Raw genomic sequence first — 23626 nt, forward strand, 5'->3', positions numbered from 1 at the left:
TGACAATCCTTTCATGAGCACCACGCGACAAGAACTCCTGGCCCACTTCGACGGTTTGCTGCAGCCCGAGCGCTTCAAGGACTATGGTCCCAACGGCCTGCAGGTGGAGGGGCGCGGCGAGATCCGCCGCATCGTCAGCGGGGTGACGGCAAGCCGGGCGCTGATCGAGGCGGCCATCGAGGCGCAGGCCGATGCCATCTTCGTGCACCATGGCCTGTTCTGGCGCGGCATGGATGGCCGCATCACGGGCTGGCTCAAGGAGCGCATCCGCCTGCTGCTGGCCCACGACATCAACCTCTTTGCCTACCATCTTCCGCTGGATGTCCATCCGCAATGGGGCAACAACGCGCAGCTGGGCGTGCAACTGGGGCTTGAGGGCCAGGCAACGTTTGGCGAGCAGAACCTGGGCTGGATGGCCGCGGCGGAGTTTGCCGACGCGGCGGCGCTGGGCAGGCATGTGGAGCAGGCGCTGGGGCGCACTCCTGTCTGCGTGGGAGAAGAGCGACTGCGCCCCATTCGCCGCATTGCATGGTGCACGGGCGGCGCGCAAGGTTTCTTCGAGGCCGCGATTGCCGCTGGGGCCGATGCCTTCATCACGGGCGAGATTTCCGAGCCGCAGGCGCATCTGGCGCGCGAGACAGGCGTGGCCTTCCTGGCCGCCGGCCACCATGCCACCGAGCGCTATGGTGCGCCGGCCCTGGCGGGGCAGGTGGCATTGGAGCTGGGGCTGGAGCACCGTTTCATCGAGATCGACAATCCGGCCTGATGCTGGCCTGTTAGTGGCCCACTATTGGCCCGCCCAGGGGGCGAGGCCTTTTGCTGCAAGCGCGGTGCGAATGACCGGCTTGCCTGATCCGGATACCGAAAATGCCTGATTCCACACACCCCCAAGCCGCGATTGCCATCACCCAGGGCGACTCTGCAGGCGTAGGGCCCGAGACCATCGCTAAGGCATTCATGGAAGTGCCCGAGGTCATGCGCGGCTGCTTCGTCGTCGGCGAGTTGCAGACGCTGCGCCGGGCAGCCGCCGTGGCGGCGCGTGCGCGCGATGGCGACAACGCCATTCCCATGCCCGTGGCTGTCATCGAGTCGGCTGAGCAACTAGAGCAGGTGCCGCCGAACTGCATTCCCTTGCTGGAGCTGCCCGGGCTGCCCGGTCCTGCGCCCTGGGGCCAGGTGAGCGCCAGCGCCGGTGACGCGGCTGCGCGCTGCGTGGTCTGGGCCGCGCGGGCTGCCTTGCGAGGCGAAATCGCGGCTCTGGTCACGGCGCCCCTGCACAAGGAGGCGTTGCATGCTGCGGGCGTGGACTTTCCTGGTCATACCGAGCTGCTGCAGTTCGAGGCTGCGCAGCATGCGGGTGTGGGCCTGGACCGCATGCCGGTGCGCATGATGCTGGCCAATGATGAGTTGCGGACGGTGCTGGTCAGCATCCATACCTCGCTGCGCAAGGCGATCGATGCGGTAACGAAGGACAACCTGCTGCAGACCTTGCGCATCACGCATGAGGCCCTGTCGCGCAGTCTGGGCCGCCCGCCGCGGATCGGTGTGGCAGGGCTGAACCCGCATGCGGGCGAGGGCGGCCTGTTCGGCAGCGAGGAGGTCGAGATCATTGCCCCGGCCATCGCCCAGGCGCGTGCCGAGGGCCTGGACGCCCATGGACCTTTTGCGCCCGATACGGTGTTCATGCGCGCCCGCAATGCGCCCGGCCACCCCGGTGAGTTCGACGTGGTGCTGGCCATGTACCACGACCAGGGACTGATTCCCGTGAAGTACCTGGGCGTGGAAAAGGGCGTGAATGTCACATTGGGGCTGCCGCTGGTGCGCACCAGTCCGGACCACGGCACGGCTTTTGATATTGCAGGGCAGGGTCTTGCAGAGGCGAGCAGCCTGATTGAGTCCGTGCGAATGGCGCGCAAATTGGCGGCTTGAATGGCTAGCCCAAGCACCGGGAATCTGCAGTAATGGAAAACGCCCGTGGCAACCATGCCACGGGCGTTTTGATTTGCGTCAAAACACGAATTTCAGCGCTTGAGGCTGTCGCGAATCTCGCGCAGCAGCACGATGTCTTCAGGTGTGACGGGGGCCGGCGCGGGGGCGGCCGGGGCCTCGCGGCGCAGGCGGTTGATCTGCTTGACCATCATGAAAATGATGAAGGCCAGGATGATGAAATTCACCGCCACCGTGATGAAGTTCCCATAGGCAAATACGGGGACGCCGGCCTTCTTGAGGGCATCGAGCGTCATCGCTGTTCCGGGGGGCACGCTGCCCAGCACGACGAACAGATTGGAGAAGTCCAGCTTGCCGAAAACCAGGCCAACGACCGGCATGATCAGGTCGTTTACCACGGAATCGACGATTTTGCCAAACGCTCCGCCGATGATGACGCCCACGGCGAGATCTACCACGTTTCCCTTAACTGCGAACTCACGAAATTCCTGCATCATGCCCATGGCTGGCTCCATCTGGAAAGAGTTTGAGATAGCGCAGTATTGCGCGGCTTTGGAGCCTGTCAATGTCGGAGTCGGTATGGAATAACCATACTCGCCCCGCTACAATTTATTGTTGACCCCAACTCAAGCGACGTAGTTCGAGGAACCCCATGAGTGACACTCCAATCGACTCCAGCAAGCGGACGTGGATCATCACGTCGGCGTGTGCTGGCGCGGTGGGCGGCGTGGCGACAGCCGTCCCGTTCGTGAGCACCTTCCAGCCATCCGAGAAGGCCAAGGCCGCCGGGGCTGCAGTGGAGGTCGATATCTCCGCACTCAAGGACGGCGAGAAGCTCACGGTCGAGTGGCGCGGCAAGCCAGTCTGGATCATCAAGCGCACGCCGGAACAGATCAAGGAACTGCCCGAGCTGGACAGCCAGCTGGCCGATCCCCAGTCCAAGCGCCACCCTGAAGAGTTCACGCCGCCCTACGCGATGAATGAAGCCCGCTCGATCAAGCCCGAAGTGCTGGTCGTCGTCGGCATCTGCACGCACCTGGGCTGCTCGCCTTCCGACAAGTTCCAGCCCGGCGCGCAGCCTTCGCTGCCCAATGACTGGAAGGGCGGCTTCCTGTGCCCCTGCCATGGCTCGACCTTTGACATGGCTGGCCGTGTCTTCAAGAACAAGCCGGCCCCCGACAACCTGCAGGTGCCACCGCACATGTACCTGTCGGAGACCAAGCTCCTCATCGGTGAAGACAAGGCTTGAGGGAGACAAGAACAATGGCCCACGAATTCAAGGACATCGATCCGAACGCGCCTGCGGGCGCCAAGCTCACGAACTGGTTCGAGAACCGTTTTCCAACGGCTTTCGACGCCTACCGTGTGCACATGTCGGAGTACTACGCTCCGAAGAACTTCAACTTCTGGTACATCTTCGGCTCGCTGGCGCTGCTGGTGCTGGTGATCCAGATCGTCACCGGCATCTTCCTGGTGATGCACTACAAGCCGGACGCCGAGAAGGCGTTCGCCTCGGTCGAGTACATCATGCGCGATGTGCCCTGGGGCTGGCTGATCCGCTACATGCACTCCACGGGCGCGTCGGCCTTCTTCGTCGTGGTCTATCTGCACATGTTCCGCGGCCTTCTGTACGGTTCGTACCGCAAGCCGCGTGAACTGGTCTGGATCTTCGGCTGCGCCATCTTCCTGGTGCTGATGGCCGAGGCCTTCATGGGCTACCTGCTGCCCTGGGGCCAGATGTCGTACTGGGGCGCCCAGGTGATCGTGAACCTGTTCTCGGCGATCCCCTTCATCGGCCCTGACCTGGCGCTGCTGATCCGTGGCGACTACGTGGTGGGCGATGCCACGCTCAACCGCTTCTTCAGCTTCCACGTGATCGCCGTGCCCCTGGTGCTGCTGGGGCTGGTCGTGGCCCACTTGCTGGCGCTGCACGACGTGGGCTCCAACAATCCGGACGGCATCGAGATCAAGGGCCCCAATGCGCCCAAGGACGCCAAGGGCCATCCGCTGGACGGCATCCCCTTCCATCCCTACTACACGGTGCACGACATCTTTGGCGTGACGGTGTTCCTGTTCCTGTTCTCGGCCGTGGTGTTCTTCGCGCCCGAGTTCGGCGGCTACTTCCTGGAGTACAACAACTTCATCCCGGCCGATCCGCTGAAGACGCCGTCGCACATTGCGCCGGTCTGGTACTTCACGCCGTTCTACTCGATGCTGCGTGCCATCACCAGCGAGATGATGTATGTGCTGATCGCCTGCGTGTTGCTGGGTGCGGGCTTTGGCGTGCTCAAGTCGCGCCTGCCGGCCGCCGTCAAGGGCGTGGTCGCCATCGTGGCCCTGGGCGTCATCGCCATGATGCTGTCCATCGACGCCAAGTTCTGGGGCGTGCTGGTGATGGGTGGTGCCGTGATCATCCTGTTCGCGCTGCCCTGGCTCGATTGCAGCCCGGTCAAGTCCATCCGCTACCGTCCGAGCTGGCACAAGTACCTCTACGGCATCTTCGTGATCAACTTCGTGATCCTGGCCTATCTCGGTGTGCAGCCGCCTTCGCCCATCGGCGAGCGCGTGTCCCAGGTCGGAACGCTGTTCTACTTCGGCTTCTTCCTGCTGATGCCCTGGTGGAGCCGCCTGGGCAAGACCAAACCCGTTCCCGATCGTGTGACGTTCAAGCCGCACTGAAGCTGGAGAGAACAACAATGAAGAAACTGATTCTCACGTTGATCGCGGCCCTGGGCATCATGACCGGTGCACAGGCTTCCGAAGGCGGCATCGCCTGGGACAAGGCCCCGGGCAAGACCAATGACACGGCATCGCTGCAAAACGGCGCCAAGCTGTTCGTCAACTACTGCCTGAGCTGCCACTCGGCCGCATTCATGCGCTTCAACCGGCTGCAGGACATCGGGCTGACCGAGCAGGAAATCAAGGACAACCTGCTGTTCACCACCGACAAGGTGGGCGAGACCATGAAGGCGGCCATCAACCCGAAGGAAGCCAAGGAGTGGTTCGGTGCCAATCCGCCGGATCTGACGGTGATCGCGCGCTCGCGCGCAGGCCACAACGGCACGGGCGCCGACTATCTCTACACCTTCCTGCGCACCTTCTACCGCGATGACACCAAGGCCACGGGCTGGAACAACCTGGCCTTCCCCAGCGTGGGCATGCCCCATGCACTGTGGCAACTGCAGGGCGAGCGCCGTGCCATCTTCGAAGAAGCCGAAGAGCACGGCGTGAAGACCCAGGTTTTCAAGGGGTGGGAGCAGGTCTCTCCCGGCTCCATGAGCCCAGTGCAGTACGATCAGGCAGTTGGCGATCTGGTGAACTACCTGCAATGGATGGGTGAGCCGGCACAGAACAGCCGCATCCGCATTGGCGTGGGCGTGCTGCTTTTCCTGGCGGTCTTCATCTTCATTGCATGGCGCCTCAACGCCGCGTTCTGGAAAGACGTCAAATAAAACCGTGACTGCAGAAGGTCGTGCAAGCGATTGCGCGGCTGAACTGTGTGCAGAGTGGGCGCCGCGAGCGACCCACTCTTTTTGATTTTTAGGAGCCTCCACCATGATGGTGCTTTATTCGGGAACGACCTGCCCCTTTTCACACCGTTGCCGTTTCGTCCTGTTCGAAAAAGGCATGGACTTCGAGATCCGCGATGTGGACCTGTTCAGCAAGCCTGAAGACATCAGCGTGATGAACCCGTACGGCCAGGTGCCCATCCTGGTCGAGCGCGACCTGATCCTGTACGAATCGAACATCATCAACGAGTACATCGACGAGCGCTTCCCGCATCCCCAACTGATGCCCGGCGACCCGGTGGACCGCGCCCGCGTTCGCCTGTTCCTGCTGAACTTCGAGAAGGAACTGTTCGTGCACGTGAGCACGCTCGAGGAGCGCAACGTCAAGGGCAACGAAAAGGCCATCGAAAAGGCACGCGCCCACATCCGCGACCGCCTGACGCAACTGGCTCCCGTGTTCCTCAAGAACAAGTACATGCTGGGCGAGAACTTCTCCATGCTGGACGTGGCCATCGCCCCGCTGCTGTGGCGCCTGGACTACTACGGCATCGAGGTGTCCAAGAACGCCGCCCCGCTGCTCAAGTACGCCGAGCGCATCTTCTCGCGCCCTGCCTACATCGAAGCGCTGACGCCTTCCGAGAAGGTGATGCGCAAGTAATTCGCATCGGTTGACGACTGATTGCGCGGGCAGGGAAGGCGGTCAACCGGTCGCCATCCTGCCCGTTTTCGTATTACGACCACTCTTTTCCTGGGATCGTCATGACTGCCCCCGAAGCAACTTCCACCCGCCCCTACCTGATCCGGGCCCTGTACGAGTGGTGCACCGACAACGGCTTCACACCCCACATCGCAGTGCGCGTGGACCGCAACGTGCAGGTGCCGCGCGAGTTTGTGCGCGACGGCGAGATCGTGCTCAACGTCAGCTACGACGCCACCAGCGGCCTGCAGATGGGCAATGACTTCATCAGCTTCACGGCCCGCTTTGGCGGCAAGCCACGCGAAATCATGGTGCCTGTCGAGCAGGTGATGGCCATCTACGCACGGGAGACCGGCCAAGGCATGGCTTTCCCGGCGCCGGAGTCGGATGCCGACGCCGACAACGAAGTTTCGGTCGAGCAGGAATCCGATGAGCCCGTGTCGCAGGACGCAGCTGCTGAAGTGCCGGCCGGGCCAGCTGCCGACGAACGCGTGGTGCAGCTGGTGAGTATCCAGAACGAGGGCGATGATGAAGAGCCCCCGCGCACGCCGCCGCCCTCGGGCACGCGGCCCTCGCTGAAGCTGGTGAAGTAGGTTTTTCGTACCCCGGGCCTGTGATCACGCGTGCAAGCGGGCTCGCAGGCGCCAGGAACGGCTGAAGCGGTCTTTTTCTGCGCTAGAATTCGTGCTTCGCCGGTTTAGCTCAGTTGGTAGAGCACCCGCCTTGTAAGCGGTAGGTCGTCAGTTCGAATCCGACAACCGGCACCAAAAGGTCTCCTTCGGAGGCCTTTTTTCATTGCTTTCTTCATTTCCGGCCGCGTTTGTTTCAGCTGCCGACTAGGCCTGCACTTTGAGCCGGATCTCGGTCACATCCCACCCCTTGGTGCGCAGGTGGGCTGCCATGGCGGGCAGCAACTGGCGGATCTTGGCGGCGGCCGCATTGTTTCGCACCAGCAGGCACCAAGTACTGCCCTCGATGGGGCCCGCCTGCAGGCTGGCGCGCAGCAGCGGCGGCACCAGGGGCAGGATGGCCGTCAGGCGATTGCTGGAGTCCCGCGTGAGCTGTGCGAGCCGCGCCAGCGTGGGCGAGTTCTCGACGGCGTGCAGGGCGGTGACGGCGTGGTGGCGGCGTGTGAAGGTCATGGGCTTGAAGGGCTGGACTGGCAGCGTTGGCATGCGCCGGCCCGGAGGGTCGTTATAGCAGCATCTGCGGGGTGGCGCGGGTCCGTGGATTCGGGTTCGGGGCTGTGCGGCTGCATGCGTCGGCCTGCCTGAGAGAGGGTTGGACAGAGGCAGTTAGAATCAATTGTTCGGTTCTCGCTTCGGCCCGGTCGCATGTGTTCTTCAGAAGAGCACTTGCAGGCAGGTGGAGCGGCCCCATCTGAAATCCAACAATCTAGGGATTCCAGGCACACCGCAGTCCGCTTCAGCGGGCGGCGGTGTGTCTTTTTCGCATGGCCACCAACTTCCTCACCAAACTATTCGGCAGCCGAAACGATCGGCTTCTCAAGCAATACCGCAAGACGGTTGTTCGCATCAATGCGATGGAGCCCGACTACGAGAAGCTCAGCGACGAGGCTCTGCGTGCAAAGACGCAGGAGTTCAAGGAACGTGTGGCCAAGGGCGAGTCGCTGGACGACCTGCTGCCCGAAGCCTTCGCCGTGGTGCGCGAGGGCTCCAAGCGCGTCATGAAGATGCGCCACTTCGACGTTCAGCTGCTGGGCGGCATGGCGCTGCACTACGGCAAGATCGCCGAAATGCGCACCGGCGAAGGCAAGACGCTGACCGCCACGCTGCCGGTCTACCTGAACGCACTGTCGGGCAATGGCGTGCACGTGGTGACCGTGAACGACTATCTGGCCAATCGCGATGCGACCTGGATGGCCAAGCTGTACAACTTCCTCGGACTGTCGGTGGGCATCAACCTGCCCAACATGCCGCGCGAGGAAAAGCAGGCCGCCTACAACAGCGACATCACCTACGGCACGAACAACGAATACGGCTTCGACTACCTGCGCGACAACATGGTCTACGAGTCGGGCGACCGCGTTCAGCGCGTGCTCAACTACGCCATCGTCGACGAGGTGGACTCCATCCTGATCGATGAGGCCCGCACGCCGCTGATCATCAGCGGCCAGGCCGAAGACCACACGGCCATGTACGTGGCCATGAACAAGATCGTTCCCAACCTGGTGCGCCAGGAAGGCGAGGCCGACCCGCGCACCGGCGAAGGCGTGACCAAGCCCGGCGACTTCACCGTGGACGAGAAGAGCCACCAGGTGTTCCTAACCGACCAGGGTTACGAGGCCGCAGAGCGCCTGCTGGGCCACGCCGGCATGATTGCCGAGGGCGCCTCGCTGTACGACCCGGCCAACATCACCCTGGTCCACCATCTCTACGCGGCGCTGCGTGCCAACAACCTCTACCATCGTGACCAGCACTATGTGGTGCAGAACGGCGAGATCGTCATCGTTGACGAGTTCACGGGCCGCCTGATGGCAGGCCGGCGCTGGAGCGACGGCCTGCACCAGGCGGTCGAGGCCAAGGAAGGCGTAACCATCCAGGCCGAGAACCAGACCATGGCCTCGATCACCTTCCAGAACTACTTCCGTCTCTACGGCAAGCTGGCTGGCATGACGGGCACGGCCGATACCGAGGCCTACGAATTCCAGGAAATCTATGGTCTCGAGACCATGGTGATTCCGCCCAACCGCCCCAGCAAGCGCGACGACCAGCTCGACCGTGTCTACAAGACCACGCGCGAGAAGTACGAGGCGGCGATCCGCGATATCCGTGAATGCTATGAGCGCGGCCAGCCCGTGCTGGTGGGCACGACTTCGATTGAGAACTCCGAAATCATCGACGAGCTGCTCAACAAGGAAAACCTGCCCCACCAGGTGCTCAACGCCAAGCAGCACGAGCGCGAGGCCGACATCGTGGCCCAGGCCGGTCGTCCCGGCATGATCACCATCGCCACCAACATGGCCGGCCGCGGTACCGACATCGTGCTGGGCGGCAACATCGAAAAGCAGGTGGCTGCTGTCGAGGCCGATGAATCCCTGTCCGAAGCCGAACGCCAGCAGCGCATTGAACAAATGCGCGCCGACTGGAAGATCGAGCACGACAAGGTCTCGGCCCTGGGTGGCCTGCGCATCATCGCCACCGAGCGCCATGAATCGCGCCGTATCGACAACCAGCTGCGTGGCCGTTCGGGCCGCCAGGGCGACCCCGGCTCCTCGCGTTTCTACCTGAGCCTGGACGATGCGCTGATGCGCATCTTCGCGGGCGACCGTGTGCGCGCCATCATGGACCGCCTGAAGATGCCCGATGGCGAAGCCATCGAAGCCGGCATCGTGACCCGCTCCATCGAAGGTGCGCAGCGCAAGGTCGAGGCCCGCAACTTCGACATCCGCAAGCAACTGCTCGAATACGACGACGTGTCCAACGACCAGCGCAAGGTGATCTACCAGCAGCGCAACGAGATCCTCGACGCCTCGGACCTGTACGAGATGATCACGGTGATGCGCGACGACGTGGTGTCCGATCTGGTGCGCCAGTACGTTCCTGCCGAGTCCATGGAAGAGCAGTGGGACCTGGCCGGTCTGGAAAAGGCGCTGGAAAGCGAATGGCGCATCCAGCTGCCGCTGCAGTCGCAGGTGCAGTCTGCGCACGCCATCACCGACGAGGAAATACTCGAAAAGGTGCTGCAGGCCGCCCGCGAAGTGTTCGATGCCAAGGTCGAGCTGATCGGCCGCGAGAACTTCACGCAATTCCAGCGCGCCGTTCTGCTGCAAAGCTTCGACACCAACTGGCGTGACCACCTGTCTGCGCTCGACTATCTGCGCCAGGGCATTCACCTGCGCGGCTATGCGCAAAAGCAGCCCAAGCAGGAATACAAGCGCGAGGCCTTCGAGCTGTTCCGCCAGCTCATCGACCAGGTCAAGACCGAAGTCACGCGCGTGCTGATGACCGTGCAGGTGCAGTCGCGCGAACAGGTGGAGCAGGCCACCGAGGCCCTGGAGCAGCGCAGCGCCCACAGCCTGGAGCACATGACCTATGGCGCTCCGTCGGATGGCGACATCGGTGGCTCCGTCGAAGACGAGCCGCTGGAGCTGCCCGAAGGCGCTCGCGTGGGCCGCAATGATCCCTGCCCCTGCGGCAGCGGCAAGAAGTACAAGCAGTGCCACGGCAAGCTGTCGTGATGCGGCGGGCGTCGTAAGACACTGCAAGACACGGAAAACGGCACGGATGCACTCCGTGCCGTTTTCTTTTTTAAGGTCGATGAAATACGTGCCGCTCCGGTTTGTTCCGATAATGGAGCGCGTTTTTCTTTCACTGTAGGAAGCCCCTCAATGCCTGTGAATCTCTCCGCTCCCGTGCACGCCGACCTGTTGGCGATCGACGGCGTTCGCATCGGCGTCACCGAAGCCGGTGTGCGCAAGGCCAACCGCAAGGACCTGTCCGTGTTCCTGCTCGACGAGGGCGCTTCGGTGGCTGGCGTGTTCACGCAGAACCGTTTCTGCGCAGCGCCTGTGCAGGTCAGCCGCGAGCATCTGGTTCAGACAGCGGGCGCCATCCGTGCCATGGTCATCAACACAGGCAATGCCAATGCAGGCACTGGCGCCGACGGCCTGGCACGTGCGCGCCGTACCTGCGCAGATCTGGCAGCGCTGCTGCAGCTCAAGCCCGAGCAGATCCTGCCGTTCTCCACTGGCGTGATCATGGAAGAGCTGCCTGTGGACCGCATTGCAGCCGGCCTGCCGGCCGCCATTGCCGCAGCCAAGGCCGACAACTGGGGCACGGCTGCCGAGGGCATCATGACCACCGACACGCTGCCCAAGGCCTTCAGCCGGGCCGTGGACATTGGCGGCAAGCGCGTGAGCATCACCGGCATCAGCAAGGGCGCGGGCATGATCCGCCCCAACATGGCGACCATGCTGGGCTTTCTGGCCACCGATGCGGCCATCGCTCCCGAGCTGCTGCAGCCCCTGGTCAAGGAACTGGCCGACGGCTCGTTCAACCGCGTGACCATCGACGGCGACACATCGACCAACGATTCCTTTGTGCTGGTGGCCACGCACAAGGCCGGCAATGCGCAGATCACTTCGCTGACCAGCGCCGAAGGCCAGGCCCTGAAGGCTGCATTGCTGGATGTGTCGCGTTTGCTGGCTCAGGCCATCGTGCGCGATGGCGAAGGTGCCACCAAGTTCATCACCGTCAAGGTGGAAGGTGGCAAGACCGAGGCCGAGTGCCGCCTGGTGGCATATTCCATCGCGCATTCGCCCCTGGTCAAGACGGCGTTCTTTGCCAGCGACCCGAACCTGGGCCGCATCCTCGCGGCGGTTGGCTATGCTAGCATCGACGATCTGGACCAGACCAAGATCGACCTGTACCTGAACGATGTGCATGTCGCAGTCAATGGCGGCCGCAACCCTGCCTATCAGGAGGAAGACGGCCAGCGCGTGATGAAGCAGCAGGAGATCATCGTGCGCGTGCTACTGGGCCGAGGGGAGGCCGAGCAGACCGTGTGGACCTGCGATCTGAGCCACGACTACGTGAGCATCAACGCCGACTACCGCTCCTGACTCTCCACCCACCGTGCCGCCGGCAGCCGCAGGCCTCGTGCCTGGCTGCTGCCAGCTTTCAATGGCGGCCGGCGCGCAAAAGCTCTGGCGTTGGCATGAGATCCATCTCGATTCCCGGGCATATCCAGCGTCGGTGGCCGTGAGATCCGTATTCGAGAGAAATCCATGACATTGCCCACAGAAGCCGTCGCCGCCCCCTTGCTGCAACTCGTGCAGCGCGCCGAGCAGCTGATGCAGCGCATCGAGGCCATCCTGCCCCAGCCGCTGCAATCCCCCGCAGATTGGAATACCGCCATCGCCTGGCGCTATCGCAAGCGCGCCAACGGCTGCGGCCTGCTGGAGCCCGTGCGCCACGTCGGCGCCATGCAACTGTCCGACCTGCAGAACATCGATGTGCAAAAGGACAAGATCGCGCGCAACACCGAGCAGTTCGTGACCGGCCGCACGGCCAACAACGTGCTGCTCACCGGCGCGCGCGGCACGGGCAAATCCTCGCTGATCCGTGCCTGCCTGCATGCCTTTGCGTCGCAGGGCCTGCGCCTGATCGAGGTGGACAAGGCCGATCTGACGGACCTGCCCGACATCGTCGATGTGGTGGCCGGCCGGCCCGAGAAGTTCATCATCTATTGCGACGATCTGAGCTTTGAGGAAGGCGAGCCTGGCTACAAGGCCCTGAAGTCCATTCTGGATGGATCAGTCAGCGCCGCCAGCCCGAACGTGCTGGTCTATGCGACCAGCAATCGCCGCCATCTGCTGCCGGAGTACCAGTCCGAGAATCTGACCTACCAGCGCGGCGAGGATGGGGAGCTGCATCCCGGCGAGGTGATTGAGGAAAAGATCTCCCTGTCCGAGCGCTTCGGCCTGTGGGTGAGCTTCTATCCCTTCAGCCAAGACGAGTACCTGCGCGTGGTGGCGCAATGGCTGGAGGCTCTGGGACTGGACCAGGCCACGATCGAGGCCGCGCGTCCTGAGGCCCTGGTCTGGGCGCTGGAGCGTGGCTCGCGCAGCGGCCGTGTGGCCCATCAGTTCGCCCGTGACTATGCGGGCCGCGCCGAGCGCCCGAACCAGCGCCAGACCGGCATCGCCGATGTCCATGGGCTGGCCGAAGAGGCCGAGCTCTGACAAGCCTGCTGCCCGGCCTTGGGGCCGGGCGGTTTTTTGCGAAAGATCAAGTGACTGAAAAAGAAATCTCCCTGAACACCGGCGCCGATGCTGCCCAGTCTCAACCGCCGTCTCAAGCGCCGGCCCAGCGCAAGCACACCGAAGTCGCCGTTGGCGTGCTCCTGCGCGAGTCCGATGGCGCGCTGCTGATCACCAGCCGGCCGCCTGGCAAGCCCTATGCCGGCTATTGGGAGTTCCCTGGTGGGAAGATCGAATCCGGCGAGACCGTGGAGCAGGCATTGCGTCGCGAGCTTCAGGAAGAGCTGGGCGTCGAGATCGCAGCAGCCCCCGTCTGGAAGGTGACCGAGCATGACTATCCGCATGCCCTGGTGCGCCTGCACTGGTGCAAGATCACGCGTTGGAGCGGGGAGTTCGAGATGCGAGAAGGCCAGCAGATGGCCTGGCAGCAACTTCCGCTGCAGGTGCAGCCGGTGCTGCCTGGCGCCTATCCGGTGCTGCAATGGCTCAGCGAGGAACGTGGGCTGCCTTTTGATGTCGGCTTCTACGAGGCAGGCCAACCGAAAGTCTGAACAGGCCTGATCAGGGTTCAGTGCGAGGGTCGCCGAAGGGCGAATCCTCGGGAGGCATGGGCGCAGGCACGCGGAATTCCTCGTTGGCCCAGGCTCCCAGGTCGATCTGGTAGCAGCGCTCGCTGCAAAAGGGCCGAAAGCGGTTGGCCGGCGCGAACAGGCTGGGGCCGCTGCAGGTCGGGCAGCGCACCGTGGGCCCTGCGGATGATGCATCGACAGAGGGCGTGGCTTTCGTGGACATGCCGGCAGTCTTTTTCATCAGCTGCAAAGCGTGACCTCGAACGAGGCATCTTCGCTGCAAGGCTGGGGTTTGGCGCCGCTCTCGGGGCGAAGCAGGCGCACTGAAACCAGCAGGCGGTTGCCGCTGATTTCCGGAACAAGATTCAATGCCGGGTCTATGCGAAGGCGCAGCAGCTGAAAGCTGCGACCGGGCGGCATGGCCTGCTGGAACACGCCCTTTTCTGCGGCCACCCATTGCGGCACGCCGGTTTCGCGCAGCATCTTGAGCAGCAGCTGCAGCGACTGACCCAGCGGGGTCAGTGTGCTGGCCCAGTCCTCCAGATCACGCAGTCGCACCTGGGGGTCATGGAACTGCCAGGCGTGATAGGCTGGCAAATCGAAACCGCAGGTGCCGCCAGGGATGCCGATGCGGCTGCGCACGGCCATCAGCCATTCGTTGTCGGTCAGGGACTGGCCGGCCTTTCCGTTCTGGGCATTGAGCTGGGCAAAGCACTGCTCCACATGGCGGGACACCTGGTCGAGCATGTGCTCGGCGATATCGGGGTTGCCGCGCAGGCTGTCGAGCAGGCTCTTGTGGCGTTCGAGGTCCTTGAGCACGTCCGTCTTCAGGTCGGTGCGTGCTGCCACGTCCATGATCTCGAAGATGGTGACCAGCGCGAAATGGTGATCGATGGAATGAGCGCGCGACAGCAGCTCGCCCAGGCGGCGATACAGCTGCTCCAGCCTGAGGTAGGTCCTCAGGCGCTCATTGAAGGGATATTCGTACAGGATCACGCTTGCTGGGCTCCTCGGGGTGCTCAGGAATCAGCTGTCTACGTCGTGCACATGCTGAATTACACGCACAGGCCAAGCCATGGCGTGCATCATAGCCCGAACCATGCCGAGATTCGATCGGTGCATGCGTGCAAAGCCTCTATCGTCATGGCTTCGTCGTTGTAGAGCACCCAGTCGGCTGCCGCCAGCCGTGCCGCGCGGGTGGCCTGGGCTGCGATGATGGCTTGCACGGCATCGCGGGGCAATCCGTTGCGGGCCATGACGCGTGCGATCTGTGTTTCCGTCCGGCAGTCCACGACCAGCACGGCATCGAGCAGGGCAGGCCAGCGGCCGGACTCCACAAGCAGCGGGATGTCATGCACGATGAGCGCGCATCCGCCATCGGTGGCCTGCTGGACTTCAAGGGCCGTTTGCCGAGCCACCAGAGGGTGGATGATGGCTTCCAGCTGCTGACGTGCGGCAGGCTGCTGGAAGACCAGCTCGCGCATGCGCGCACGGTCCAGAGCACCGTTCGCATCGATCAGTTCAGGTCCGAAGCTGCGCGCAATCTCGGGCAATGCGGCACCTGCCGGGGCGGTGAGGCTGCGCGAGATCTGGTCGGCATCGATGATGCTTGCTCCGCGCAAGGCAAGCTGTGCGGCCACGGTGCTCTTGCCGCTGCCGATGCCGCCGGTCAGGCCCAGCCGGAAAGGGCGCGGGTGCGGACGTGGTGGCAGGGCGTTGCTGGATTCCATGCCGCAGTGTCGGATCAAAGACCGATGGCCGCCAACAGGGATTGCAGCATCTGCTGGGGTCCGAACACCATGGCGGCAAAGCCGGCGCCCGCAAGAAAGGGGCCAAAGGGAACATAGCCACCTTCGCGCAGGCGGCTGTTGATTTTCAGCGCAATGCCCACGATGGCGCCAATCACGGACGAGATCAGGATGATGGGCACAAGAGCCTGCCAGCCGAACCAGGCCCCCAGCGCGGCAAACAGCTTGAAGTCGCCGTAGCCCATGCCTTCCTTGCCGGTGACCAGCTTGAAGGCCCAGTAGACCAGCCACAGCGAGAGATAGCCCGCTGCAGCACCCCAGACCGCGTCGGCCAGAGGCACGGCGGTCCAGTGCAGTGCCGATGAAAGCAGCCCGGCCCACAGCAAGGGCAGGGTGATGTCGTCGGGGAGCAGTGTGGTATCCCAGTCGATCAGCGCCAGGCTCAGCAAGGCGGCGCTGAACAGGCACCAGATGGCGCCCGTGGGCGTGATGCCCCATTGCATCGTGCAGTAGGCGAATAGCGCAGCGCAGGCCAGTTCCACCAGCGGGTAGCGGATGCTGATCGATGCCTTGCATTCCGAGCACCGGCCCCGCAGCGCCAGATAGCTGAGCACGGGAATGTTCTCGTACCAGTGGATGGCATGGCCGCAATGCGGGCAGCGCGAGCGGGGGCGGCTCAGGCTCAGGGGTGCCTCGGCAGGCGGCAGCGCTGTGGCGGGCGATGGCGTGGCGGAGGAGGAAGATTGCTCTTGCGCCCATTGGGCGCATTCCGCATTCCATTGCTGCTCCATCATGCAGGGCAGCCTATGCACCACCACGTTGAGAAAGCTGCCAACCAACAGGCCCAGCAGGCCGCCCAATGCAGCCTGCATCCAGAGTTCCAAAACCATCAGACCACCTGACCCAGCTTGAAGATGGGCAGATACATCGAAACCACGATGCCGCCGATGAGGGTGCCCAGGAAAACAATGATGATGGGCTCCATCAGGCTGGACAGGCCAGCCACCATGTCATCGACCTCTTCCTCGTAGAAATCGGCCGCCTTGCCAAGCATGTGGTCGATGGAGCCGGATTCCTCGCCGATGGCGCACATCTGCAGCACCATGGAGGGAAAGACGTTGGCATTGGTCATGGCCACGGTGAGGCTGGTGCCGGTGGAGACTTCCTGCTGGATCTTTTCCGTGGCATTGGCATACACGGCATTGCCGGATGCGCCGCCGACAGAATCCAGTGCCTCGACCAATGGGACGCCCGCGGCAAACATGGTCGACAGCGTGCGCGTCCAGCGTGCGACGCAGGATTTCTCGATCAGCACGCCAAAGACCGGCACCTTCAGCAGCGTGCGGTCCATGAATTGCTGCATGCGCTCGTTGCGCTTCCAGGCCTGCATGAAGAAGTAGAGGCCGCCGCCAATCACGCCGAAGATCAACCACCACCATTGGACAAAGACATCGCTGATGCCCATCACGAGCAGCGTCGGCGCCGGCAGGTCAGCGCCGAACGAACTGAACACTTCCTTGAAGGCCGGGATCACGAAAATCATGATGATGGTCACGACGATGAAGGCCACGACGATGACCGAGATCGGGTACATAAGCGCCGATTTGATCTTGGACTTGATGGCCTCGGTCTTCTCCATGTACGTGGCCAGGCGGTCCAGCAGGGCTTCCAGGATACCGGCCGCTTCGCCCGCCTCCACCAGGTTGCAGTAGAGGCTATCGAAGTACATGGGGTGCTTGCGATAGGCCGCGTTCAGCGAGGTGCCTGTCTCCACGTCGGAGCGGATATCGGCCAGCAGGCGCGTCACACTGGGGTTGGTGTTGCCGCGCCCGACGATGTCGAAGGCCTGCAGCAGCGGGACGCCAGCCTTCATCATTGTGGCCATCTGGCGCGTAAACAGCGCGATGTCCTTGGGTTTGATTCTTTTGCCACCGCGCGTACGGCGCTTCTTGATCTTGCTGGGGAGCACGCCCTGGCGGCGCAGCATGGCCTGGACCTGGTTGATGCCTCCGGCCCGGGTTTCGCCACGGACGATCTTGCCGTTGCGATCCTTGCCCTCCCATTCAAAGACAAATTCCTTGATTCCCTTGGACGCGGCTGTGGCCATCGTGCTCCCTCGTTTATTGTCTGCGCTGTTCGCGCTATTTACTCATTGGTGACTGCCAGCACTTCTTCGAGCGAGGTCAGTCCTAGTCTGGCCTTGTGCAGTCCGGATCCGCGCAGAGACCGAACGCCTTCACGCTTGGCCTGTGCCGCGATCTCCAGCGCGCTGCCGTCCTGCAGGATGATGCGCTGGATTTCCTCGCTGATCGGCATCACCTGGTAGATGCCGACGCGTCCCTTGTAGCCGTTGTTGCATGCCTGGCAGCCCACGGGCTTGTAGGTGACCCAGCTGCCATCGATGTCCGCCTCGTCATAGCCCGCCTCCAGCAGCGCCTCCCGCGGGATATCCGCAGGCTCCTTGCACTGGGGGCACAGGCGCCTGGCCAGCCGCTGGGCGGTGATCAGGATCACGCTCGATGCGATGTTGAAGGGGGCAATGCCCATGTTGCGCATGCGCGTCAACGTGGTCGGTGCGTCGTTGGTGTGCAGCGTGGACAGCACCAAGTGACCGGTCTGCGCGGCTTTGATCGAGATGTCGGCGGTTTCCAGGTCACGGATTTCACCGACCATGATGATGTCGGGATCCTGGCGCAGGAAGGCCTTGAGCGCCGTCGCAAAGGTAAGGCCCGCCTTTTCGTTCACATTGACCTGGTTGACGCCGGGCAGGTTGATTTCCGAGGGGTCTTCTGCCGTCGCGATGTTCACCCCGGCCTTGTTCAGCATGTTCAGGCAGGTGTACAGCGACACCGTTTTGCCAGAGCCGGTGGGGCCTGTCACCAGAATCATTCCGTAGGGGCGCCCGATGGCTTCGATCAGGCGAGCCTTTTCCTCGGGTTCGTAGCCCAGGGCATCAATGCCCATCTTGGCCGAGCTCGGGTCAAGGATACGGATCACGATCTTCTCGCCGAAGAGTGTGGGCAGCGTGCTTACGCGAAAGTCGATGACGCGGTCCGGCCCGACCTTGAGCTTCATTCGCCCGTCCTGCGGAACACGCTTTTCCGAGATGTCCATGCGCGAGATCACCTTGATGCGCGAGGCCAGCTTCTCCTTGATGGCGATGGGCGGCGATGCAATTTCACGCAACTCGCCGTCAATGCGAAAGCGCACGCGGTACTGGTGCTCGTAGGGCTCGAAATGCAAGTCCGAAGCGCGCATGTTGAAGGCGTCGAGCAGCATCTTGTGCAGGAACTTGACGATGGGCGCATCCTCGACGTCCGCTGCGGCCGAGTTGTCCTTTTCTTCGGCAACGTCATCGGGTTTGAGGTCCCCGAACTCAAAATCGCCGCTGTCACCGTAGCTGTCCCTGGCTTCGCTGGAGCTTTTGTTCTGCTGCGCGATGAGCCGCTCCAGCTTGTCGGCCTCGACGATGATCCAGTCCACGCCCAGCTGGGTGGTGAACTTGATCTGCTCGGCGGCTTCCTGCTGCGTCGGGTCGGCGGTGGCCACCGTGAGGCGGTTGCCGCGCTTGCTCAGAGGGAGCACGCGATAGGTGCTGATGATCTTGGCGTCCAACAGCTCTTGCGGCAGGCGCATGGCGTCGATCGCATCAAGGTCGAGCAGCGGCGCGCTGAACATGGTGGAAACCGTCTCCGCCACTTCCAGGGCCGAGAGGGTGCCGGCGATGCTCAGTTCGGCAAGGAAAGAGGTGCGATTGGCGACTGCCTTGCTGGCGGCCGCTTCCGCTGCCTGCTGCGATACCTTGCCTGCTGATATCAGGGCTCGCCCGATGCCGGGAAGCGATGCAACAGCGGAAGCATTCTTGAGCGAGGAGTCAGCAACAGCCATGTAGCAAGACGTTTGAGAGGAAAGGACATTTATCCTATCATCCCTGAAGGCTTGAAAGGCCAGACGCACTGCTGCGCACCCAGGTCTTGAACCTGGCTCAATGGTGGCGTGGTGATGAAGTGACCAGAAATGGTCGGGGTGAGAGGATTCGAACCTCCGGCCTCTACGTCCCGAACGTAGCGCTCTACCAGGCTAAGCTACACCCCGTTGCTTTTGTAGACAAAGCAATGCAGCCTGAAATCAGGTGCGTCGCTCCAAAAGCTGAGACGCTAATTGTAGCAAACTTGCCGTATGCAAATTGCTCGGGAGCACATTTATTGCATCGATGGCGCGGCGTGCCTCGGCGTGTGCAGCCTCGCGTGCCACGTCCAGCGCGCCTGTGCTGCGCACGATATCCACCACGGCAGACAACTGCTCGGTTGAGCCCTGCTCGATGGCGTTGCGCACGATGGCGGCCTGCTCCGGTGTGCCGCGCTGCATGGCGGCAATCAGCGGCAGGGTGCACTTGCCTTCGCGCAGGTCGTCGCCCAGGTTCTTGCCCATTTCCTGGGTGTCGCCTGTGTAGTCGAGCACGTCGTCAATGATCTGGAAGGCGGTGCCCAGGGCCTGGCCATAGATGGCGCAGGCCTGTTCGATCTCGCGGGGGGCGTCGGCCAGCACGGCGCCCAGCTGGGCGCTGGCCTCGAACAACTGGGCGGTCTTGGAGCGGATGACGTGCAGGTAGCCAGCTTCGTCCAGCGAGGCATCGTGCGTGTTGATGAGCTGCTGGACCTCGCCCTCGGCGATCACGTTGGTGGCGTCCGAGAGGATCTTGAGCACACGCATGCTGCCCACTTCCACCATCATCTGGAAGGAGCGCGAGTGCAGGAAGTCGCCGACCAGCACGCTGGCCGGATTGCCGAAGGTCTCGTTGGCCGTCGGGCGGCCACGGCGCAGGGTGGACTCGTCCACCACGTCGTCGTGCAGCAGAGTGGCGGTATGAATCAGCTCGACCACGGCCGCCAGGGCATGCCTGTCCCTGCCTTCGTAGCCCAGCGCATTGCAGACCATGAGCAGCAGGGCCGGGCGAAGGCGCTTGCCGCCTGCAGCAATGATGTACTGGGAGATCTGGGCAATCAGCGGGACGGTGGTCGTCAGGCGCTGGGCGATCACATGATCCACCTCGCGCATGTCGTCAGTGATCAGGGCAAGCGGATTGGGGGTGGAGAGAGCTGTGGTCAAGGTACTGTGGCCGCCAAGTGGATCGGCAATTATAGGAAGAGCGATCCCGCCTGCGGCCCGCTCTGGCGGTTGTTTGGGTGCGGGGTGGGAGCGCTTCATGCAAAGAATGTGAGTGCGTGCTAGAATCTCCGGCTTCCGTGGAAATTCGTTCGCGGAACTCTCAAATTCAAGAGGTTTAAATGTACGCAGTCATAAAAACCGGCGGCAAGCAGTATCGCGTTGCAGCCGGCGAAAAGATCAAGGTAGAACAGATTGCTGCGGACGTAGGCCAAGAAGTTGTGATCGATCAGGTTCTGGCAGTCGGCAACGGCGCTGAAATCAAGGTCGGCACACCTCTGGTGTCCGGTGCGTCTGTCAAGGCAACCGTGGTTGCTCACGGCAAGCACGACAAAGTGCACATCTTCAAGATGCGCCGTCGTAAGCATTATCAGAAGCGCCAAGGCCATCGCCAGCAGTTCACAGAGCTGCAGATCGTGGCGATCGCTGCTTAATTCAGGAGCTGAGTCATGGCACAGAAAAAAGGCGGCGGCTCTACGCGAAACGGGCGCGATTCCAAGCCCAAAATGCTCGGCGTGAAGGCTTTCGGTGGTGAACTGATCACGGCCGGCTCGATCATCGTGCGCCAACGTGGCACCAAGTTCCATCCCGGCGACAACGTCGGTGTGGGCAAGGACCACACCCTGTACGCTCTGGTGGACGGCCACGTGTCGTTTGCTGTCAAGGGTGCACTGTCCAAGCACACGGTCAATGTGACGGCTGCCTAAGCCCTGTCACTTCGACGCTCGAAGCCCCGACCTGTCGGGGCTTTGTCGTTTCAGGAGGGTTGTGCATCGTGCCTTCGCCCTCTTTTCCGTCTCTGAGGTGTGGCCTGGGGCTGTCTGGTGCACACTGCTTTTTGTAAACTGGATGCCTCATGAAGTTCGTCGACGAAGCTTATATCGACATTTCCGCCGGTGACGGCGGCAATGGCTGCGTGTCATTCCGGCACGAAAAATACAAGGAATTTGGCGGTCCCGATGGTGGAGACGGTGGCCGTGGCGGCCATGTCTACGCGGTGGCCGATGTCAACCTCAACACTCTGGTGGACTACCGCTTCTCGCGCCGGCACGATGCCACGCGCGGTGAGCACGGCAAGGGCTCGGACATGTTTGGTGCGGCGGGCAACGACATCACGCTGCGCATGCCGGTTGGCACCATCATCAGTGATGCCGAAACCGGCGAGGTGCTCTACGAGCTGCTGACGGCCGGTGAGGTGGTCACCATTGCCAAGGGTGGCGACGGCGGCTACGGCAACCTGCGCTTCAAGAGCGCCATCAACCGCGCGCCTCGGCAAAAGACACCGGGCTGGCCTGGCGAGCGCAAGAATCTCAAGCTGGAGCTCAAGGTACTGGCCGACGTGGGTCTGCTGGGCATGCCCAATGCGGGCAAGTCCACCTTCATTGCTGCGGTCTCCAATGCGCGTCCCAAGATTGCCGACTACCCGTTCACCACGCTGCATCCCAATTTGGGCGTGGTGCGCGTCGCTGCCGAGCAGAGCTTTGTGGTGGCCGACATCCCAGGCCTGATCGAAGGCGCCTCGGAAGGTGCGGGCCTGGGTCACCAGTTCCTGCGCCATCTGCAGCGCACCCGATTGCTGCTGCATGTGGTGGACCTGGCGCCGTTCGATGACAGCGTGGATCCTGTGGCCCAGGCCAAGGCCATCGTGGGCGAGCTGCAGAAGTACGATGCCGAGCTGTACAACAAGCCGCGCTGGCTGGTGCTCAACAAGCTGGACATGGTGCCGGCCGAGGAGCGCGCCGCACGCGTCAAGGACTTCGTCAAGCGCTTCAAGTGGAAGGGGCCGGTCTTCGAGATTTCCGCCCTGACGCGCGAAGGCTGTGAAGTGCTGATCCGCACCATCTACAAACATGTGCATGAGCAGCAGCAGATCGAGGCCGGTCCCAAGGAAATCGATCCGCGCTTCGTCGAAGTCGAGGGCGATGGCGTGGATCTCACCGATCCGCGTTTTGCCCCCCGCGATTCCGAGTAAGAGCCGCCTGCCGCTCCCATCGCCTTGATCACAACAGCGGCGCGGCCTGCCTGGGCCTGCGCTGCAAGAATCACTATCCATCCATGTCTTCCAACTTGTTGCGTGATGCCCATCGCATCGTGGTCAAGGTCGGCTCCAGCCTGGTGACCAATGAAGGTCGCGGTCTTGATGAGGCCGCGATCCAGGAATGGAGCCGCCAGCTGGCGGCCCTGGTGCGTGGGGATGAGAGCCATGGCGGTCAGCGGCGCGAGGTGATCATGGTCTCCAGCGGGGCGGTGGCTGAAGGCATGAAGCGCCTTGGCTGGGCCGCGCGGCCCAAGGAGATCCATGAGCTGCAGGCCGCTGCAGCCGTGGGCCAGATGGGGCTGATACAGATGTACGAGTCCAAGCTGCGCGAGCAGGGCATGGGCAGTGCCCAGGTGCTGCTCACGCATGCCGACCTGGCGGACCGCGAGCGCTATCTGAATGCGCGCAACACCTTGCTGACGCTGCTGGAGCTGGGCATCGTGCCGGTGATCAACGAGAACGACACCGTGGTCAACGATGAGATCAAGTTCGGCGACAACGACACCCTCGGTGCTTTGGTGGCCAATCTGATCGAAGCCGATGCCCTGGTCATCCTGACCGATCAGCGAGGCCTTTACAGCGCAGATCCGCGCAGCAATCCCGATGCGCGTTTCATCGACGTGGCAAATGCCGGCGATCCTGCACTGGAGGAGATGGCGGGCGGTGCGGGCTCGTCCATCGGCAAGGGTGGGATGATCACCAAGATCCTCGCGGCCAAGCGTGCGGCGGGCTCGGGTGCTTCAACCGTCATCGCCTGGGGGCGTGAACAGGACGTGCTGGTGCGTCTGGCTGCGGGCGAGTCCATTGGCACGCTGCTCGTTGCGCAGACCCACAAGAACCAGGCGCGCAAGCAGTGGATTGCCGACCATCTGCAACTGCGCGGTTCCGTGTCCGTGGATGCCGGTGCCGTGGCCAAGCTGCGCGACGAAGGCAAGAGCCTGCTGCCCATCGGCATGGTGAATGTGGATGGCGAATTCGCCCGCGGCGATGTGATTGCCGTGCGCGATGCGCTGGGCATCGAGGTGGCGCGTGGTCTGGCCAACTATGCAAGTGCCGAGGCGCGTCTGCTTTGTCGTAAGAGCTCGGTGGAGATCGAGCGCCTGCTGGGCTATTCCGCAGGCCCGGAGATGGTGCACCGCGACAACATGGTGATTGCCGGGCACTGATGCCTGCGCAATCGGGGCAAAGAAAAAGCGCACCCTCGGGTGCGCTTTTGCATGGAGCCTTT

24 protein-coding genes and 2 tRNA genes are annotated in these 23626 nt (G+C 62.9%); 16 read left to right on the forward strand and 10 right to left on the reverse strand.

What is annotated here, in order from left to right; all coding sequences use genetic code 11:
- The first annotated feature begins 13 nt into the window (after positions 1 to 13).
- Both ACUTR7_RS22495 and pdxA read left to right on the forward strand, forming a co-directional pair.
- Positions 14 to 766 carry a Nif3-like dinuclear metal center hexameric protein gene (locus tag ACUTR7_RS22495; RefSeq protein WP_445609872.1) on the forward strand — a complete coding sequence of 251 codons (753 nt, stop codon included), beginning with the start codon at positions 14 to 16 and terminating at the stop codon, positions 764 to 766.
- A 101-nt stretch (positions 767 to 867) separates the two neighbouring features.
- Positions 868 to 1929, forward strand: coding sequence for a 4-hydroxythreonine-4-phosphate dehydrogenase PdxA (gene pdxA / locus ACUTR7_RS22500; RefSeq protein WP_445609873.1), 1062 nt, complete (start codon positions 868 to 870; stop codon positions 1927 to 1929).
- 92 nt (positions 1930 to 2021) lie between these two features.
- Here the strand turns inward: pdxA and mscL are convergent, their stop codons facing one another.
- On the reverse strand, positions 2022 to 2450 hold the full coding sequence (mscL, locus tag ACUTR7_RS22505; RefSeq protein ID WP_012207302.1) for a large conductance mechanosensitive channel protein MscL: 429 nt from the start codon (positions 2448 to 2450) through the stop codon (positions 2022 to 2024).
- A gap of 149 nt (positions 2451 to 2599) precedes the next feature.
- Here mscL and petA point away from each other — a divergent pair, with 149 nt between their 5' ends.
- The 6 genes from petA (at position 2600) to ACUTR7_RS22535 (ending at position 6920) form a co-directional block, all read left to right on the forward strand.
- Positions 2600 to 3196 carry a ubiquinol-cytochrome c reductase iron-sulfur subunit gene (gene petA / locus ACUTR7_RS22510; RefSeq protein WP_012207301.1) on the forward strand — a complete coding sequence of 199 codons (597 nt, stop codon included), beginning with the start codon at positions 2600 to 2602 and terminating at the stop codon, positions 3194 to 3196.
- Between the two features lie 14 nt (positions 3197 to 3210).
- Positions 3211 to 4626 (forward strand): cytochrome b, encoded by a 1416-nt coding sequence (locus tag ACUTR7_RS22515; protein WP_013800811.1) that lies wholly within the window; start codon positions 3211 to 3213, stop codon positions 4624 to 4626.
- Between the two features lie 17 nt (positions 4627 to 4643).
- Positions 4644 to 5399, forward strand: a complete 756-nt coding sequence (locus ACUTR7_RS22520; protein WP_012207299.1) for a cytochrome c1 — start codon at positions 4644 to 4646, stop codon at positions 5397 to 5399.
- 103 nt (positions 5400 to 5502) lie between these two features.
- Positions 5503 to 6114, forward strand: a complete 612-nt coding sequence (locus ACUTR7_RS22525; RefSeq protein WP_012207298.1) for a glutathione S-transferase N-terminal domain-containing protein — start codon at positions 5503 to 5505, stop codon at positions 6112 to 6114.
- 101 nt (positions 6115 to 6215) lie between these two features.
- Positions 6216 to 6746, forward strand: coding sequence for a ClpXP protease specificity-enhancing factor (locus ACUTR7_RS22530; RefSeq protein WP_445609874.1), 531 nt, complete (start codon positions 6216 to 6218; stop codon positions 6744 to 6746).
- Positions 6747 to 6844: 98 nt separating this feature from the next.
- Positions 6845 to 6920, forward strand: a tRNA-Thr gene (locus ACUTR7_RS22535).
- Between the two features lie 69 nt (positions 6921 to 6989).
- Here ACUTR7_RS22535 and ACUTR7_RS22540 read toward each other — a convergent pair.
- Complete coding sequence (locus ACUTR7_RS22540; RefSeq protein ID WP_034396930.1) at positions 6990 to 7295, reverse strand: hypothetical protein; 306 nt, start codon at positions 7293 to 7295, stop codon at positions 6990 to 6992.
- A gap of 311 nt (positions 7296 to 7606) precedes the next feature.
- Here ACUTR7_RS22540 and secA point away from each other — a divergent pair, with 311 nt between their 5' ends.
- The 4 genes from secA (at position 7607) to ACUTR7_RS22560 (ending at position 13428) form a co-directional block, all read left to right on the forward strand.
- A complete protein-coding gene (gene secA, locus ACUTR7_RS22545; protein ID WP_012207295.1) occupies positions 7607 to 10354 on the forward strand; it encodes a preprotein translocase subunit SecA in 2748 nt (915 codons plus the stop codon).
- A 150-nt stretch (positions 10355 to 10504) separates the two neighbouring features.
- Positions 10505 to 11737, forward strand: a complete 1233-nt coding sequence (argJ, locus tag ACUTR7_RS22550; RefSeq protein WP_180318877.1) for a bifunctional glutamate N-acetyltransferase/amino-acid acetyltransferase ArgJ — start codon at positions 10505 to 10507, stop codon at positions 11735 to 11737.
- 165 nt (positions 11738 to 11902) lie between these two features.
- Positions 11903 to 12859 carry an ATP-binding protein gene (locus tag ACUTR7_RS22555; RefSeq protein ID WP_279211964.1) on the forward strand — a complete coding sequence of 319 codons (957 nt, stop codon included), beginning with the start codon at positions 11903 to 11905 and terminating at the stop codon, positions 12857 to 12859.
- 50 nt (positions 12860 to 12909) lie between these two features.
- A complete protein-coding gene (locus tag ACUTR7_RS22560; protein WP_043822315.1) occupies positions 12910 to 13428 on the forward strand; it encodes a (deoxy)nucleoside triphosphate pyrophosphohydrolase in 519 nt (172 codons plus the stop codon).
- 10 nt (positions 13429 to 13438) lie between these two features.
- Here ACUTR7_RS22560 and ACUTR7_RS22565 read toward each other — a convergent pair whose 3' ends face one another.
- The 8 genes from ACUTR7_RS22565 to ACUTR7_RS22600 form a co-directional block, all read right to left on the reverse strand.
- Positions 13439 to 13687, reverse strand: coding sequence for a DNA gyrase inhibitor YacG (locus ACUTR7_RS22565; protein WP_445609875.1), 249 nt, complete (start codon positions 13685 to 13687; stop codon positions 13439 to 13441).
- Entirely contained in the window at positions 13687 to 14442 is a 756-nt protein-coding gene (gene zapD / locus ACUTR7_RS22570; protein ID WP_012207290.1) for a cell division protein ZapD, read from the reverse strand. Before zapD ends, ACUTR7_RS22565 begins: the two co-directional genes overlap by 1 nt.
- A gap of 89 nt (positions 14443 to 14531) precedes the next feature.
- Positions 14532 to 15176 (reverse strand): dephospho-CoA kinase, encoded by a 645-nt coding sequence (coaE, locus tag ACUTR7_RS22575; RefSeq protein WP_445609876.1) that lies wholly within the window; start codon positions 15174 to 15176, stop codon positions 14532 to 14534.
- A gap of 14 nt (positions 15177 to 15190) precedes the next feature.
- Positions 15191 to 16084, reverse strand: a complete 894-nt coding sequence (locus ACUTR7_RS22580; RefSeq protein WP_445609877.1) for a prepilin peptidase — start codon at positions 16082 to 16084, stop codon at positions 15191 to 15193.
- A complete protein-coding gene (locus ACUTR7_RS22585) occupies positions 16084 to 17301 on the reverse strand; it encodes a type II secretion system F family protein (protein ID WP_445609878.1) in 1218 nt (405 codons plus the stop codon). Before ACUTR7_RS22585 ends, ACUTR7_RS22580 begins: the two co-directional genes overlap by 1 nt.
- 38 nt (positions 17302 to 17339) lie before the next feature.
- Positions 17340 to 19082 (reverse strand): type IV-A pilus assembly ATPase PilB, encoded by a 1743-nt coding sequence (pilB, locus tag ACUTR7_RS22590; RefSeq protein WP_445609948.1) that lies wholly within the window; start codon positions 19080 to 19082, stop codon positions 17340 to 17342.
- A gap of 130 nt (positions 19083 to 19212) precedes the next feature.
- Positions 19213 to 19289 (reverse strand) — tRNA-Pro (locus tag ACUTR7_RS22595).
- A 33-nt stretch (positions 19290 to 19322) separates the two neighbouring features.
- The gene (locus tag ACUTR7_RS22600) at positions 19323 to 20252 is read right to left on the reverse strand and encodes a polyprenyl synthetase family protein (protein WP_445609949.1); all 930 of its coding nucleotides are present in this window, start codon (positions 20250 to 20252) and stop codon (positions 19323 to 19325) included.
- Positions 20253 to 20482: 230 nt separating this feature from the next.
- On the opposite strand from ACUTR7_RS22600, the gene rplU reads away from it, so the two are divergent.
- The 4 genes from rplU to proB all read left to right on the forward strand — a co-directional run bounded on the left by rplU (position 20483) and on the right by proB (position 23564).
- On the forward strand, positions 20483 to 20794 hold the full coding sequence (gene rplU, locus ACUTR7_RS22605) for a 50S ribosomal protein L21 (RefSeq protein WP_012207284.1): 312 nt from the start codon (positions 20483 to 20485) through the stop codon (positions 20792 to 20794).
- Between the two features lie 15 nt (positions 20795 to 20809).
- Positions 20810 to 21067 (forward strand): 50S ribosomal protein L27, encoded by a 258-nt coding sequence (rpmA, locus tag ACUTR7_RS22610; RefSeq protein ID WP_012207283.1) that lies wholly within the window; start codon positions 20810 to 20812, stop codon positions 21065 to 21067.
- Between the two features lie 149 nt (positions 21068 to 21216).
- Entirely contained in the window at positions 21217 to 22332 is a 1116-nt protein-coding gene (gene cgtA, locus ACUTR7_RS22615; protein WP_012207282.1) for an Obg family GTPase CgtA, read from the forward strand.
- Positions 22333 to 22415: 83 nt separating this feature from the next.
- Positions 22416 to 23564, forward strand: a complete 1149-nt coding sequence (proB, locus tag ACUTR7_RS22620) for a glutamate 5-kinase (RefSeq protein ID WP_012207281.1) — start codon at positions 22416 to 22418, stop codon at positions 23562 to 23564.
- Positions 23565 to 23626: the final 62 nt, after the last annotated feature.

This window comes from Delftia sp. NA_296.1 (assembly GCF_052692095.1).